Source organism: Pseudomonas xantholysinigenes (genome assembly GCF_014268885.2).
Lineage (GTDB): Bacteria > Pseudomonadota > Gammaproteobacteria > Pseudomonadales > Pseudomonadaceae > Aquipseudomonas > Aquipseudomonas xantholysinigenes.
Map to the genome: position 1 here is coordinate 4461228 of NZ_CP077095.1, position 14990 is coordinate 4476217.

The following is a 14990-nucleotide window of genomic DNA, read 5'->3' on the forward strand; positions in this document are numbered from 1 at the left end:
CGCGACACAAGGCCGCTCCTACAGGGACGGCGCCAGCTTGAAAGGCGCCGCTATCCTGTAGGAGCGGCCTTGTGTCGCGAAAGGGCTGCAAAGCAGCCCCAATGCCGGCAACACCGGATCCGACCATGACCGAAAAACCCACCCTGCACCCGCGCAACCGCCACCAGGGCCGCTACGACTTTCCCGCCCTGATCAAGGTCCACCCGGACCTGGCCCGCTTCACCATCACCAACCCCCACGGCAAGCCCAGCATCGACTTCGCCAACCCTGAAGCGGTACGGGTGTTCAACCGCGCCCTACTCAAGGCCCAATACGGCATCCAGCACTGGGATATCCCCGCCGACTACCTGTGCCCTCCGATTCCCGGGCGGGCCGACTACATCCACGTGCTGGCCGACCTGCTGGCCGAGGACAACGGCGGCGAGATCCCCCGTGGCGCCCAGGTACGCGCCCTGGACATCGGCGTCGGCGCCAACTGCATCTACCCACTGCTGGGCCACAGCGACTACCGCTGGCGCTTCCTTGGCTCGGACATCGACCCTGTCGCCCTGGCCTCGGCCAAGGCCATCGTCCAGGCCAACAAGCTCGACAAGGCCATCAGCCTGCGCCAGCAAGCGCAGCCCAAGCACATTCTCAGTGGCCTGCTGCTGGCCAACGAACGCTTCGACCTGAGCTTGTGCAACCCGCCGTTCCACGCCTCCCGCGAGGAAGCCACCCGCGGCAGCCAGCGCAAATGGAAAAACCTCGGCAAGCAGGACCCCAAGCGCAAGCTGCCGGTGCTGAACTTTGGTGGGCAGAACAACGAACTGTGGTGCGAAGGCGGCGAGATCCGCTTCGTCAGCCAGCTGGTCGCCGAGAGCGTGCAGTACTCAGCCCAGGTGCTGTGGTTCACCAGCCTGGTGTCCAAGGCGAGCAATCTGCCGGGTATCGAGGCGGCCTTGAAAAAGGCCGGGGTGAAAGCCCTGCGCATCACCGAGATGGGCCAAGGGCAGAAGCAAAGCCGCATGGTCGCCTGGAGCTTCCAGGACGACAGCGCACGCCAGCAGTGGCATGCCGCGCGCAAATCACAGGCATGAAAAAACCGCGCCCGGGCAAGCCGGGCGCGGTTCTTGTCACGCAGCAACAATTACTTGTTGATAGCGTCGCTCAGGACCTTGGCAGGTACGAACTTGACGACTTTCTTGGCAGCGATTTCGATGGCGGCGCCAGTCGAAGGGTTGCGGCCGGTACGGGCAGGACGCTCGGAGACTTTCAGTTTGCCGATGCCTGGCAGGGTGATTTCGGCGCCGTTTTCCAGTTGGTCGGCAACGATCTGGCCCAGTTGCTCCAGAGCAGCGCGCGCGGTGGTTTTCGGCGCGTCGATGGATTCAGCGATATCGGCAATCAGTTGGTCTTTGGTCAGTGCCATGGTGGTGTTCCTTCCCTATCAAATCAGAGGTTGTGCAGCGTGCTTGTCGTTGGTCGGGCCAGCCCGGGACATTCCAGAGGCCGCGTCGATCGCGTATGTAGATACGCAAATCGGCGTTTGGTTCGACACACCGCAAGCGATCTGCCAGCAATGCGCCACTCACGGGGCGCAAGACCGCGCAAAGCTACCACAGGAATCGATAAATATCCGCTCCCGACATTGATTTTGTGCAGGTTTTTCGGGGGTTTCAGAAAAAACCGCAAAAAATTGAACAAAAAACGAACAACCGGCATTTACGCCAACATCTGGCCACTGCAGCGTCCTCACCCTGGGGTAAACTTAACGCCTTTTGCAGCGTGGCCCCAGGCCGCCATAGACCACCGAGAATTCCATGCCAATCCGTCATTGCATCGTTCACCTGATCGACAAGAAGCCCGATGGCAGCCCCGCCGTGCTCCACGCCCGCGACAGCGAACTGGCAGCCTCCGATGCCATCGAGAACCTGCTGGCCGACCTCAACGACAGCTACAACGCCAAGCAAGGCAAAGCCTGGGGGTTCTTCCATGGCGAGTCCGGCGCCTATCCATTCAGCGGCTGGCTCAAGCAGTACCTGGATGAGGAAAAGGACTTCGCCGCCTTCAGCCGCGTCGCGGTCGAGCACCTGCAGAAGCTGATGGAAGAATCCAACCTGTCCACCGGCGGCCACGTGCTGTTCGCCCACTACCAGCAAGGCATGACCGAGTACCTGGCCATCGCCCTGCTGCACCACAGCGAAGGCGTGGCGGTGAACGCCGAACTGGACGTGACCCCCTCGCGCCACCTGGACCTGGGCCAGTTGCACCTGGCGGCACGGGTCAACCTGTCGGAGTGGAAGAACAACCAGCACTCCAAGCAGTACATCTCGTTCATCAAGGGCAAGAATGGCAAGAAGGTCTCGGACTATTTCCGCGACTTCATCGGCTGCCAGGAGGGCGTCGACGGCCCGGGCGAAACCCGCACGCTACTCAAGGCGTTCAGCGACTTCGTCGAAAAAGAAGACCTGCCGGAGGAAGCGGCCCGGGAAAAGACTCAGACCCTGGTCGACTACGCCACCACCCAGACCAAGCTGGGCGAACCCATGGCACTGGAAGAACTCTCCAGCCTGATCGACGAGGACCGCCCCGAGGCGTTCTTCGATCACATCCGCAACAGCGACTACGGCCTGTCGCCGGAGATTCCGGCCGACAAGCGTACCCTCAACCAGTTCCGCCGCTTTACCGGGCGCGCCGAGGGGTTGTCGATCAGCTTCGAGGCGCATTTGCTCGGTTCGAAGGTGGAGTATGACGAAGAGGCTGGGACGCTGGTGATCAAGGGCTTGCCGACCCAGCTGATCGACCAGCTCAAGCGTCGCAAGGACTGATTCTGAGGGAGCGGGCTTGTCGGACCGCCGCACCGCCGCGAAGCAAGCAACACGGTGCCTGGCACCGGCTGCGCCGGTGTTCGCGGCTAAAGCCGCTCCCACAGGGATCGCGCCGACCTCAGGGCATGCACCACACCTGTGGGAGCGGGCTTGTCGGACCGCCGCACCGCCGCGAAGCAAGCGACGCGGTGCCTGGCACCGGCTGCGCCGGTGTTCGCGGCTGAAGCCGCTCCCACAGCAACCCCGCTAGCTTTAGCAGTTGAGCAAGACAGTTGCTCCCACAGACAAAAGGCAGGGCTTGAGGTCGGTGCGGGAGCCAGCAAGGCTGGCGCCTAGCGGCTGGCTAGCGCATAGGACGCCACCAATGCCTCCTTCGCCGCCTTGCGCAGCTTCTTCACCAAGCGTTCCTGGCGCAATGCCTCGCCCTTGTCGGGCCATTGCTCGACGTACACCAGTGCCTGCGCCGGGCTGGTCTTGAAATAGCGCGCGCCCTGCCCTTTTTGATGCTTGATGAAGCGCCGCTGCGGATCATCGCTGATCCCGCAGTACAGCGAGCCGTTGGCGGCGCGCACCAGGTAGACGTACCAGGGCTTGCTCTCGGCGGTTGCAGGTCGTTCGCTCACGGCTCGGTTCGATACAGCTGAAGGTGCGCGCCAGCTTACCTGTTCAACGCCCCTGCTGGAATGCGCGCAAGCCCTTGAACGCCTGCTGGCGCACCTTGTTCTGCAACATCGGCGACCAGCCCAGCAGCACCCCGGGCATGCCCAGGGCCTGGCGTGCCCAGCGCCACAGGTCGAAGCTGTCGTCATGCTGGCAGATCAAGCCGTCGCGAATCACGAAGCGTGCCTGGATATCGTTGACCACCACTCGGCCAGTCTGGCTGAACAGGTAGGTTGCCACCCAGTGCGCGCCGCCGCCGCGCTCATCGCTGCGAACGCTGTCGAAGGTCAGGCTGAAGTCCTTGGCCCGCTGGGTGAGCATGCGCCACATGTCACCCGCGTCCTGGCCACGCAATGTGCCGAACACCGGATCGCTGAAGCTGATGTCGGCGCTGTAGCAGGCCACCATGGCCTCGGCATCCAGGCGCTGGAAGGCCTGGTAGAAACGGCTGATCAGGGCGCTGTTGGCATCACTCATGGGCTGTTCCTGCACAAGTCGGAACTCGCAAGATACTGCCTGGCCGGCCGCCGCACCATGCCCATTCGCGTCATGAATGACCAGCGTGGGGCTGTCAGATCCGCTCGCTGCTCACCTGCACATGCAGCGAACGCCCCGCGCCCAGGCCAAAGAAGATGGCGCCAACACCCAGCACTGCGAAAATCCAGCCCACGGCCGCCCAGCCACCGGTCAGGTCGTGCACCAGGCCCACGGCGAACGGCCCCATGGATGCCAGGGTGTAACCGACGCCCTGGGCCATGCTCGACAGGTTGGCGGCGACATGGGCGTCCTTGGAGCGCAGCACGATCAGGGTCAACGCCAGGGCAAAGGTGCCGCCCTGCCCCAGCCCGAGCAGGATCGCCCAGCCCCACAGCCCATCGAGCGGCGCATACAGGCAGCCGAACAATCCGCCCAGGGTCACCAGCATCACCAGTACGATCGCCAGGCGCTGGTCCTTGCCGCGTGTCGCCAGCCAAGGCGCGCTCAACGCGCTGACCAGTTGCACGATCACCGAGCCCGACAGTACCAGCCCCGCCTCGGTGGGGCTCAGGCCACGGCCGATCAGGATCGATGGCAGCCAGCCGAACACGATATAGGCCAGCGACGACTGCAGCCCCATGTATAGGGTGACCTGCCAGGCCAGTGGATCGCGCCACAAGCCACGCACGCGGTAGGCCACCTTGTGCTGCCCGTGCCCCTGACGAGCCTGGGGCAGCCAGACCAGCATCGCCAACAACGCCGGCAGCAGCCAGAACCCCAGGCCGATGGCCCAGCTGTCGTCGAAGTGCCGGGTCAAGGGCACCGTGGCCCCGGCGGCCATTGCCGCGCCCAGGCAAAGCGCCATGGTGTAGACCCCGGTCAGGGTGCCGGCGTGTTGCGGGAAGTCGCGCTTGACGATCCCCGGCAGCAGTACGCCAATGATGCCGATACTGGCACCGGCCATCAGGCTGCCGAGAAACACCCCGGCGCTCCCCAGCGCGCTGCGCACCAGGATGCCCAGGGCCAGGGTCAGCAGGATGCCGAGAATCACCCGCTCGCTGCCAAACCGACGCGCCAGGATCGGCGCCAGGGGCGCGAAGAGCCCCAGGCACAATACTGGCAATGTGGTCAGCAGACCTGCTTGCGAGGCATTCAGGCCAAGGCCCTCGGAAACCTGGCCGAGCACTGGGGCCATGCTCGACAGTGCCGGGCGCAGGTTCAGCGCCACCAGCACCAGCCCCAGCAGCAGCAACCAAGGCCGGCGTAGCAGTACCGGCTGTTGCTGGACCTGCTCGTCGTCGGCTTCGGCGTCGATCAGCAGTTCTTCGAGTTCCGCCTCACGTGGGGCGGTGTCGTAGTTCGATTGTTCGGCCATGGCTCGCTCGTTGTCAGGATTCGATGAGGGTCCGGCTCAGGTGCTTGGCCCGTTGCGGATCGCGTTGCTCTAGGGCGTCGAGGATCTGCCCGTGCAGATCGAACACGACCTGGCAGCGAGGCACGGTGGTCATGTTGTGCTGCAGGGCCGCGCCGACCACGCTGGAGAAGTAGCGGTACAACTCGCTCAGGGCGGGGTTGTGGGCGGCGTCCACCAGGCGCTGGTGGAAGACCAGGTCGCATGCGACGTAGGTATCCACATCGCCATGGAAGTGCTGCTCGCTATGGTGCAGGGCCTCGCGCAGGGCCTGGAGGTCGGCTTCGGTACGGCGCAGTGCCGCCAGGCCGATGGCCTCTGCCTCGAGGATATGGCGGGTTTCGCGGGCGTGTTCGACGGCGCAGCGGGACATGGCTTGCACCGCCTGCAATGGGTCCACGGCGGTGCGCAGGTAACTGCCGTCGCCCTGGCGGATCTCCACCAGGCCGCTGAAGGCCAGGACGCGCATGGCCTCGCGGACGGTGTTGCGGCTGATGCCCAGGTCGCTGGCCAGCTCAGGTTCGGTGGGCAGGCGCTGGCCTACCGACCAGGCGCCTTCGGCGATGCGGGCGCGGAGCTGGTCTACGGCTTGTTCTACCAGGGAGCGCTTGATGAGCGGGGTCATTGGGGTTACGTCCAGTCATCGGATGAATTTTCTTGGGGAGGGAGGATAGCGGAGTGTTGGGGGGTGGGGCAAGGGTTCGGGTTCGGGTTCGGGTTCGGGTTTTCTAGCGTGGGTTTTGATTTCTTTATGCGCATTCGTAGACGATGCCGACATTTAGTCACCTTTTCGCCCTTACGGCGACCTACTTTTGCACGCGGGCAAAAGTAGGCAAAAACCGCTCGCTCCATTCATCCGGCCCCTGCGCTTCGCTTCGGGGTCCCCTCGCTCCGTTCTTGCTCCCGGGAGGACCGCGTTGAACGCCCCATCCTGGGGCGCAGCGCTTGACGGGCATCCATGCCCGTCACCTCCCTACGCAAGAACTCCGCTCGGCCTCCTGAAGTCGCAATTGATGGCGCCTGAACTATTGCGCGCTTAGAAGCAAGAGCAAGAGCAAGAGCAAGAGCAAGAGCAAGAGCAAGAGCAAGAGCAAGAGCAAGAGCAGAAGTTTTAAATTGATTTCTGGCAGTTGTTTAAATATTGACTGCTCCGGCCCTTTCGCGGGTAAACCCGCTCCCACAGGGTTATGTATATTTTCAACTTCCACCACTCTCCTGTGGGAGCGGGCTTGCCCGCGAAAGGGCCCTGGAGATCACAGATATGCAACTAGCGACAGCTGCGCCAGTGCAGGCGCCGCCCCTAACTTCGCGACTTCAGGAGGCCGAACGCAGGCCTTGCGGAGGGAGGTGACGGGCATGGATGCCCGTCAAGCGCTGGGGCCCAGGATGGGCCCTACAGCGCGGTCCTCCCGGGAGCAAGGCCGGAGTGAGGGAACCCGGAGCGAAGCGTAGGGCCGGATGAATGGAGCGAGGATTTTTTGGTGACTTTTTGATCCTTCAAAAAGTTACCCGCCGTAAGGGCGGAAAGGTGACTATGTGTCGACATCGCAAATGAATGCGCATAAAACTCTCAAAACCACCCAACAACAACAACAACAACAACAAGGGGTGAATCAGAAGTCAGTACAACCACTTCCAATCCACCCCCAGTCACCCCCCTGAAATCAATTCAAAGCATCAAGCAAAGCCTGGTTCATCTCCGGCGTCCCAACGGTAATCCTCAGGAACTGCGCAATCCGCTCCTGCTTGAAGTGCCGAACAATCACCCCCTGCTCACGAAGCCGCGCCGCGATCCCCGCAGCATCCTCCCCGGGATGCCGGGCAAAGATGAAGTTCGCCGCCGAAGGCAACACCTCGAACCCACGCGCCAGCAACTCGGCAACCAACACCTCCCGGCTGTCGATAACCTTACGGCAGGTCTCAGCGAAATACTCCCGGTCATCGAACGCCGCCGCCGCCCCGACAATCGCCATGCGATCCAACGGGTAGGAGTTGAAGCTGTTCTTGATCCGCTCCAACGCCTCGATCAGGTCAGGATGCCCAACCGCCAGGCCAACCCTGAGCCCCGCCAGCGAACGCGACTTGGACAAAGTCTGGGTCACCAGCAGGTTGTCATAGCTATCCACCAGGCTGATGGCCGTCTCGCCGCCGAAATCGATGTAGGCCTCATCGACCACCACCACCGAATCCCGGTTGGCCTGCAACAACTGCTCGACTGCTTCCAGCGGCAACAGGCAGCCGGTCGGCGCATTAGGGTTGGGGAAGATGATCCCGGCATTGGGCTTGCCGTAGTCCGAAACCCGAATCTGGAACTGCTCATCCAGCGCCACCTGCTCGAACGCAATGCCATACAGGCCGCAATACACCGGGTAGAAGCTGTAGCTGATGTCCGGGAACAACAGCGGCCCACGGTCATGCTGGAACAGACCGTGGAAGATATGCGCCAACACCTCATCCGAGCCGTTGCCAACGAACACCTGCGCCGACGTCACGCCGTAATACTCGGCCACCGCCTGCTTGAGCCGATCACCGTTCGGGTCCGGGTACAACCGCAGGTTGTCGTTGAGCTCGCCACGCATGGCCTCCAGCGCCTTGGGCGACGGACCATAGGGGTTCTCGTTGGTGTTCAGCTTGACCAGCCGCGCCAGCTTGGGCTGCTCGCCCGGCACGTAAGGCACCAGGTCCTTGACGAAGGGACTCCAGAAACGACTCATGCTCAGTTCCCCTTCTCGTTGAGGATGCGGTATTCGGCGCTGCGCGCGTGGGCGGTCAGCGATTCGCCCCGGGCCAGCACCGAAGCGGTGTGACCCAGCTCGGACGCGCCCTGCTCGGAGCAGAAAATGATCGACGAACGCTTCTGGAAGTCATACACGCCCAACGGCGAAGAGAAGCGCGCGGTGCCGGAAGTCGGCAGCACGTGGTTGGGGCCAGCGCAGTAGTCTCCCAGCGCCTCGCTGGTGTGGCGGCCCATGAAGATCGCGCCAGCGTGGCGGATCTGCGGCAGCCAGGCCTGCGGGTCAGCCACCGACAGCTCCAGGTGCTCGGGGGCGATGCGGTTGGCCACCTCGATGGCCTGCTGCATGTCACGCACCTGGATCAGCGCGCCGCGGCCGTTGATCGATTTCTCGATGATCTCGGCACGCTCCATGGTCGGCAGCAGTTTGTCGATGCTGGCGGCCACACGATCAAGAAACTCGGCATCCGGGCTGACCAGAATCGCCTGGGCGTCTTCGTCGTGCTCGGCTTGGGAGAACAGGTCCATGGCGATCCAGTCCGGATCGGTCTGGCCGTCGCAGACCACCAGGATCTCCGAAGGGCCGGCGATCATGTCGATGCCGACCTGGCCGAACACATGGCGCTTGGCGGTAGCCACGTAGATGTTGCCCGGGCCGACGATCTTGTCCACCTGCGGCACGCTTTCGGTGCCGTAGGCCAAGGCCGCGACCGCCTGGGCGCCACCGATGGTGAACACCCGGTCGACACCGGCGATGCAGGCGGCAGCCAGCACCAGTTCGTTGACCTCGCCACGCGGGGTCGGCACCACCATCACCACCTCGGCCACGCCAGCCACCTTCGCCGGAATCGCGTTCATCAGCACCGACGAGGGGTACGACGCCTTGCCACCCGGCACGTACAGGCCGGCGCGATCAAGCGGAGTGACCTTCTGGCCGAGCACGGTGCCGTCGGCCTCGGTGTACTGCCAGGAGTCCTGCTTCTGCCGCTCGTGGTAGATGCGAACGCGATTGGCGGCTTTTTCCAGGGCTTCGCGCTGCACCGGGGTGATGCGGGTCAGGGCCAGTTCCAGGCGCGCGCGATCCAGGATCAGATCATTGATCGATGCGGCATCGACACCGTCGAAACGTTGGGTGAATTCCACCAGCGCCGCATCGCCGCGCTCACGCACGGCCTTGATGATGTCGAGTACGCGCTGGTTGACCGCGTCATCGGACACACTTTCCCAGCTCAGCAGATGATCCAGATGTCGGGCGAAATCCTGGTCAGCGGCGTTGAGACGGGCAATTGCAGTGGACACGGTCATGGCGAGGGCCTCGTTATTAGCGGATGTTCAGGCGCCCTAAAGCTACCACTCCATCCGCGCGGGCACCTGAGAAAGAAGGCTATGACGCGGATAGACGGGCGCGACAGCGGAGGTCGCGCGCAGAAGTCAGCCGCGGTGTCGCGATTCGACAGCGTTGCGCAGGGTGTCGATCAGATTCTGGATACGGGCGTGCTGCATCTTCATGGAGGCCTTGTTGACCACCAGGCGCGAGCTGATCGTGGCGATCAGTTCCTGTGGCTCGAGGCCATTGGCACGCAGGGTGTTGCCGGTGTCAACCACGTCGATGATCTTGTCGGCAAGGTTGATCAGCGGGGCCAGCTCCATGGAGCCGTACAGCTTGATGATGTCGACCTGGCGGCCCTGCTCGGCATAGTAGCGCTTGGCTACATTGACGAACTTGGTGGCCACCCGCAGGCGACCCTTGGGCTCAGGGGCGCCGGTGACGCCGGCTGTCATCAGCTTGCATTGGGCGATCTGCAGGTCCAGGGGCTCGTACAGGCCCTGGCCGCCGTATTCCATCAGCACGTCCTTGCCAGCCACCCCAAGGTCGGCGGCACCATGCTCGACATAGGTCGGCACGTCGGTGGCACGCACGATGAGCAGGCGTACGTCGTCCTGCGTGGTGGGAATGATCAGCTTGCGGCTCTTGTCCGGATTCTCGGTCGGCACGATACCGGCTTCGGCCAGCAACGGCAGGGTATCGTCGAGAATGCGGCCCTTGGATAGCGCGATGGTCAACATTGGAACGTCGGTCCTTAAGCAGCTATAGCCAGCCGGGCACAGCCCGGCCGCATAAAATTCGGGGCGCGTCCCTGCGCCATGCAGACTAGCCCGGCACGCGACGGATCTTCGCGCCCAGCATCTGCAGTTTTTCCTCGATGCACTCGTAACCACGGTCGATGTGGTAGATGCGGTCGATCAGGGTATCACCCTCGGCAACCAGCGCCGACAGCACCAGGCTGGCGGAAGCGCGCAGGTCGGTGGCCATCACCGGGGCGCCCTTGAGCTTGTCGACGCCAGTGACGATGGCGGTGTTGCCTTCGACCTGGATCTGCGCGCCCATGCGGTGCATCTCGTACACGTGCATGAAGCGGTTTTCGAAGATGGTCTCGATCACCGCGCCAGTGCCTTCGCCGATGGCGTTCAGCGAGATGAACTGCGCCTGCATGTCGGTCGGGAACGCCGGGTACGGCGCGGTGCGCAGGTTCACGGCCTTAGGACGCTTGCCGTGCATGTCCAACTCGATCCAGTCTTCACCGGTGGTGATGTCGGCGCCGGCTTCCTTGAGCTTCTCGAGGACCGCTTCAAGAATGGTCGGATCGGTGTCCTTGACCTTGACGCGACCACCGGTCACGGCAGCGGCAACCAGGTAGGTGCCGGTCTCGATGCGGTCGGGCATGACACGGTAGGTGGCCGAACCCAGGCGCTCGACGCCATCGATGGTGATGGTATCGGTGCCGGCGCCCTGGACCTTGCCGCCCATGGCGTTGATGAAGTTGGCCAGATCGACCACCTCCGGCTCGCGGGCGGCGTTTTGCAGCACGCTGCGCCCCTTGGCCAGGGCGGCGGCCATCATGATGTTCTCGGTACCGGTGACACTGACGGTGTCGAAGAAGAAGTGCGCGCCGCGCAGGCCGCCTTCAGGCGCCTTGGCCTTGATGTAGCCGCCTTCGACTTCGATCTTCGCGCCCATGGCTTCCAGGCCACGGATGTGCAGGTCGACCGGGCGCGAGCCAATGGCGCAACCGCCGGGCAGGGCCACTTCGGCCTCGCCGAAACGAGCGACCATCGGCCCGAGCACCAGGATCGAGGCGCGCATGGTCTTGACCAGCTCGTACGGAGCGACCAGGGTCTTGATGGTGCGCGGATCAATTTCCACCGAGAGCTTTTCGTCGATCACAGGCTCGATGCCCATGCGCCCGAACAGCTCGATCATGGTGGTGATGTCGTGCAGGTGCGGCAGGTTACCGACCGTGACCGGGCCATCGGCCAGCAGGGTGGCCGAGAGAATCGGCAGGGCCGCGTTCTTCGCGCCGGAAATGCGGATCTCGCCGTCGAGGCGCGGGCCGCCAGTGATAATCAGTTTGTCCATACGTATCTCGCCGCCAAGTTGGCTCAGGTGCGCTCAGCCCAGGCTGCGCTGCTGAAGAATTTCATGGTTACCGCGTGGATGCTGCCGTCGGCGATCCAGGGATTGAGGTGAGCATAGATCGCCTGCTGACGCTTGACCGGGCTCTGGCCCGCCAGCTCGTCGCTGATCACGTTCAACTGGAAGTTGCAGCCTTCGCCTTCAACTTCAACCCGGGTTCCCGGCATTTTTTCTTCCAGAAAGCTTTTAACTTCTACGGCCTGCATGCTCAACCTCGATCGGCGCCCAACGCGCGCGGGTCGGCCATCATACAAAAAAGCCCCTCGCCTGCGAAGCCCATGCGCGGGCTCGCTGACCGAGGGGCTTTCACCTTGGCCCAGGCCATCAGCCTGCCAGTACTTCAGCGAGGTCGTAGACCTCGGCGATTTCCCGCATGTCGTCGGGGATCCCGCGCAGCTCCCAGGCCTTGCCAGCCGCCTGGGCATCACGCATGAACGCCAGCAGCAGCGACAGGCCGACACTGCTCGACTTGACCACCGCGGTGCAATCGAGCACCAGGCGCGACTCGCGGCTCGCGGCGATCAACGCCTTGCCCTGCTTGCGCAGGGCCGGGCCGCTGCGGTAGTCCAGCACGCCGGCCAGGGCGAGTATCCCCGGCTCGGCCATGCTCACGGCGGCGTCGCTCATTTGACTTCCTTATCCGGCGAGCTGTCGGCGGTGGCCTTGGCCTTCGCCACTTCGCCGGCCCAGCCGTCGATGGTCTTGTCCAGGTTGTTGCCGTTGCGCTGCATGGCATCCTGGAACTGGTCGCGGAACAGCTTGCCGATATTGATGCCGTTGACGATGACGTTGCGCACTTTCCACTGGCCATCGAGCTTCTGCATGGTGTACTGCACCGGGTAGACCGCGCCGTTGTTGCCGGTGATCTTCATGCCGACGCTGGTGCGGTCGCCGTCCTCGGCGCGCGCCGGGTCGACGGTGATGCCCTGGTTGTTGTACTCCAGCAAGGCATTGCCATAGAACTGCATCAGGCTGCGCTTGAAGTTTTCCTGGAAGCGCTGCATCTGCTCAGGCGTCGCCTTGCGCGAGTACTTGACGGTCATGATGCTCTTGGAAATGCCATCGGCATCGACCACCGGCCCGAGGTTGTCGTTCAGGGCGTTGTAGAACGCCTCGGGGTTGGCCTTGTACTGCGCCTTGTTGGCCTTCAGGTCGCTGAGCAACTGGGTGGTGGTGCCCTGGATCACGTCGCGGGCGGATTGCCCTGGCGCCGCCAGGGCCAGCAGGGGGAAGGCCGCCAGCAAGACCAGCAAGCCACGTCGCAGGATCGAAATCATGGAAACTCCTTAGTTAGCCGGTTGCGCTTCTTTCGGTTCCTTGCCCACTGTATTGAGCAGGAACTTGCCAATCAGATCTTCCAGCACCAGCGCCGACTGGGTGTCGTGGATGGTGCTGCCATCCTTGAGCACCGCGTCTTCACCGCCCACGCTGATGCCGATGTACTTCTCGCCCAGCAGGCCAGCGGTCAGGATCGAGGCCGTGGAGTCGGTCGGCAGGTTGTCGACGCTCTTGTCCAGTTGCAGCGTTACCCGACCAGTGTACGAATCACGGTCCAGATCGATGGCCGTGACCTTGCCGATGGTCACACCGGCCATGGTCACTTTAGCTCTGACCGTCAAACCGGCGATATTGTCGAAGTAGGCGTAAACTTTGTACGTGTCGCTGCTCGGGCTGGCCGACAGCCCGCTGACACGCAGGGCCAGCAGCAGCAGCGCCAGGATCCCGGCCAGGAGGAACAGGCCGACACCGATTTCCAGGGTGCGGTTTTGCATCAGAAATCTCCAAACATCAAGGCGGTCAGAATAAAGTCCAGACCCAGGACTGCCAACGAGGCATAGACCACGGTCTTGGTGGTGGCACGGCTGATCCCCTCTGAGGTGGGCTCACAGTCATACCCCTGGAATACGGCGATCCAGGTCACGACGAAGGCGAACACCAGGCTCTTGATCAAGCCGTTGATCACGTCGTCGCTGAAAGAAACACTGTTCTGCATGTTGGCCCAGAACGAGCCCTCATAGACACCCAGCCAGTCCACGGCGACCCACGAACCACCCCAGATGCCGACCACACTGAAGATCAGCGCCAGCAGCGGCAGCGAGATGAAGCCGGCCCACAGGCGCGGGGCGACGATGTACTTGAGCGGGTCGACGCCGATCATCTCGAGGCTGGACAGCTGCTCGGTGGATTTCATGTTGCCGATCTCGGCGGTCAGCGCGGAACCCGCGCGCCCGGCGAACAGCAAGGCGGTAACCACCGGGCCCAGTTCGCGCAGCAGGGTCAGGGCGACCATTTGCCCCACGGCCTGCTCCGAGCCGTACTTGGTGAGAATGCTGTAGCCCTGCAGGGCCAGCACCATGCCGATGAACACACCGGACACGACGATGATCGCCAGCGACAGCACGCCGACCGAATACAGCTGCTTGACCAGCAACTGGAAGCTGCCGCCGATGCCGCCGCGACCAATCAGCGCGTGCCCGAGGAACAGGCAGGAGCGCCCCAGCACGGCCAGCACATCGATGGCCGAGCGGCCAAACAGGCGGATACGTTCGAGTAAGGATTTTCTGCGCATCAACGCGTCCCCAGCAGATCGGCGCGGTAGTCAGGCGCAGGGAAATGGAAAGGTACCGGACCGTCCGGGTCGCCCTTCATGAACTGGCGGATGCGCGGGTTGTCCGAGCCCATCAGCTCGGCCGGCGTGCCCTGCCCCAGCACCTGGCCATCACCCACCACATAGATGTAGTCGGCGATGCTGGCGGTTTCCGCCAGGTCGTGGGAAACCACGATGCTGGTGATGCCCAGGGCATCGTTGAGCAGGCGGATCAGGCGCACCAGCACGCCCATGGCGATCGGGTCCTGGCCGACGAACGGCTCGTCATACATGAGGATCTGCGGATCCAGCGCAATCGCCCGGGCCAATGCCACGCGGCGCTTCATGCCACCGGACAGCTCGTCGGGCATCAGGTCGATGGCGCCACGCAGGCCCACGGCCTGCAGCTTCATGAGCACGATGTCGCGGATCATCTCGTCCGACAGCTGCGTATGCACGCGCAAGGGGAAGGCGACGTTCTCGAAGACATCGAGGTCGGTGAACAATGCACCACTCTGGAACAGGACGCCCATCTGCTTGCGCGCATCGAACAGGTCGCTGCGCGAAAGCGCCGGCAGGTTCTGGCCGTTGACCCAGACTTCACCGCTGGACGGGCGCAACTGCGCGCCCATCAGGCGCAGCAGGGTGGTTTTGCCACACCCCGAAGGCCCCATGATGCCGGTGACCTTGCCGCGGGGAATACGAATGTCCACGTTGCTGAAAATGCTGCGCGAACCGCGCTTGAAGGTGACGCCCTTCAACTCGACCGCACAGGCGCTATCCACACTCATCTAGACTCCTTGCTAGTGCAGCCTCGCCTAGTTGACGCCGGCCTTCGT

17 protein-coding genes are annotated in these 14990 nt (G+C 63.3%); 2 read left to right on the forward strand and 15 right to left on the reverse strand.

Features of this window, described 5'->3' with window-relative positions; all coding sequences use genetic code 11:
* Positions 1 to 125 precede the first annotated feature (125 nt).
* Positions 126 to 1076 (forward strand): 23S rRNA (adenine(1618)-N(6))-methyltransferase RlmF, encoded by a 951-nt coding sequence (gene rlmF / locus HU772_RS19935; protein WP_186658185.1) that lies wholly within the window; start codon positions 126 to 128, stop codon positions 1074 to 1076.
* Between the two features lie 50 nt (positions 1077 to 1126).
* On the opposite strand, the gene HU772_RS19940 is transcribed toward rlmF, so the two are convergent.
* Complete coding sequence (locus HU772_RS19940; protein WP_166883664.1) at positions 1127 to 1408, reverse strand: HU family DNA-binding protein; 282 nt, start codon at positions 1406 to 1408, stop codon at positions 1127 to 1129.
* A 391-nt stretch (positions 1409 to 1799) separates the two neighbouring features.
* Between HU772_RS19940 and yejK the strand changes: the two genes are divergently transcribed.
* Positions 1800 to 2807, forward strand: coding sequence for a nucleoid-associated protein YejK (yejK, locus tag HU772_RS19945; RefSeq protein WP_186658183.1), 1008 nt, complete (start codon positions 1800 to 1802; stop codon positions 2805 to 2807).
* Positions 2808 to 3139: 332 nt separating this feature from the next.
* On the opposite strand, the gene HU772_RS19950 is transcribed toward yejK, so the two are convergent.
* The 14 genes from HU772_RS19950 to HU772_RS20015 all read right to left on the reverse strand — a co-directional run bounded on the left by HU772_RS19950 (position 3140) and on the right by HU772_RS20015 (position 14942).
* Positions 3140 to 3430 carry a GIY-YIG nuclease family protein gene (locus tag HU772_RS19950; protein WP_186658180.1) on the reverse strand — a complete coding sequence of 97 codons (291 nt, stop codon included), beginning with the start codon at positions 3428 to 3430 and terminating at the stop codon, positions 3140 to 3142.
* A gap of 43 nt (positions 3431 to 3473) precedes the next feature.
* A complete protein-coding gene (locus tag HU772_RS19955; protein ID WP_186658178.1) occupies positions 3474 to 3944 on the reverse strand; it encodes a nuclear transport factor 2 family protein in 471 nt (156 codons plus the stop codon).
* A gap of 94 nt (positions 3945 to 4038) precedes the next feature.
* A complete protein-coding gene (locus HU772_RS19960) occupies positions 4039 to 5319 on the reverse strand; it encodes a CynX/NimT family MFS transporter (RefSeq protein WP_186658176.1) in 1281 nt (426 codons plus the stop codon).
* A 13-nt stretch (positions 5320 to 5332) separates the two neighbouring features.
* Positions 5333 to 5980 (reverse strand): FadR/GntR family transcriptional regulator, encoded by a 648-nt coding sequence (locus HU772_RS19965; RefSeq protein ID WP_186658174.1) that lies wholly within the window; start codon positions 5978 to 5980, stop codon positions 5333 to 5335.
* 1039 nt (positions 5981 to 7019) lie between these two features.
* Complete coding sequence (hisC, locus tag HU772_RS19970) at positions 7020 to 8069, reverse strand: histidinol-phosphate transaminase (protein ID WP_186658172.1); 1050 nt, start codon at positions 8067 to 8069, stop codon at positions 7020 to 7022.
* Positions 8070 to 8071: 2 nt separating this feature from the next.
* Positions 8072 to 9394 carry a histidinol dehydrogenase gene (gene hisD / locus HU772_RS19975; RefSeq protein WP_186658170.1) on the reverse strand — a complete coding sequence of 441 codons (1323 nt, stop codon included), beginning with the start codon at positions 9392 to 9394 and terminating at the stop codon, positions 8072 to 8074.
* 126 nt (positions 9395 to 9520) lie between these two features.
* Complete coding sequence (gene hisG, locus HU772_RS19980; RefSeq protein WP_186658168.1) at positions 9521 to 10156, reverse strand: ATP phosphoribosyltransferase; 636 nt, start codon at positions 10154 to 10156, stop codon at positions 9521 to 9523.
* 85 nt (positions 10157 to 10241) lie between these two features.
* Positions 10242 to 11507: a UDP-N-acetylglucosamine 1-carboxyvinyltransferase gene (gene murA, locus HU772_RS19985; protein WP_186658158.1), complete on the reverse strand. Its 1266-nt coding sequence runs from the start codon at positions 11505 to 11507 to the stop codon at positions 10242 to 10244.
* 23 nt (positions 11508 to 11530) lie between these two features.
* Positions 11531 to 11770 (reverse strand): BolA family protein, encoded by a 240-nt coding sequence (locus tag HU772_RS19990; RefSeq protein WP_186658139.1) that lies wholly within the window; start codon positions 11768 to 11770, stop codon positions 11531 to 11533.
* A 118-nt stretch (positions 11771 to 11888) separates the two neighbouring features.
* Positions 11889 to 12191 carry an STAS domain-containing protein gene (locus tag HU772_RS19995; RefSeq protein WP_186658136.1) on the reverse strand — a complete coding sequence of 101 codons (303 nt, stop codon included), beginning with the start codon at positions 12189 to 12191 and terminating at the stop codon, positions 11889 to 11891.
* Positions 12188 to 12841 carry an MlaC/ttg2D family ABC transporter substrate-binding protein gene (locus HU772_RS20000; protein ID WP_186658134.1) on the reverse strand — a complete coding sequence of 218 codons (654 nt, stop codon included), beginning with the start codon at positions 12839 to 12841 and terminating at the stop codon, positions 12188 to 12190. Before HU772_RS20000 ends, HU772_RS19995 begins: the two co-directional genes overlap by 4 nt.
* 9 nt (positions 12842 to 12850) lie before the next feature.
* Entirely contained in the window at positions 12851 to 13336 is a 486-nt protein-coding gene (mlaD, locus tag HU772_RS20005) for an outer membrane lipid asymmetry maintenance protein MlaD (RefSeq protein WP_186658131.1), read from the reverse strand.
* Positions 13336 to 14133, reverse strand: a complete 798-nt coding sequence (gene mlaE, locus HU772_RS20010; protein WP_186658128.1) for a lipid asymmetry maintenance ABC transporter permease subunit MlaE — start codon at positions 14131 to 14133, stop codon at positions 13336 to 13338. Before mlaE ends, mlaD begins: the two co-directional genes overlap by 1 nt.
* Positions 14133 to 14942 carry an ATP-binding cassette domain-containing protein gene (locus HU772_RS20015; protein ID WP_186658126.1) on the reverse strand — a complete coding sequence of 270 codons (810 nt, stop codon included), beginning with the start codon at positions 14940 to 14942 and terminating at the stop codon, positions 14133 to 14135. The genes mlaE and HU772_RS20015 overlap by 1 nt, the downstream gene beginning before the upstream one ends.
* Positions 14943 to 14990 lie beyond the last annotated feature (48 nt).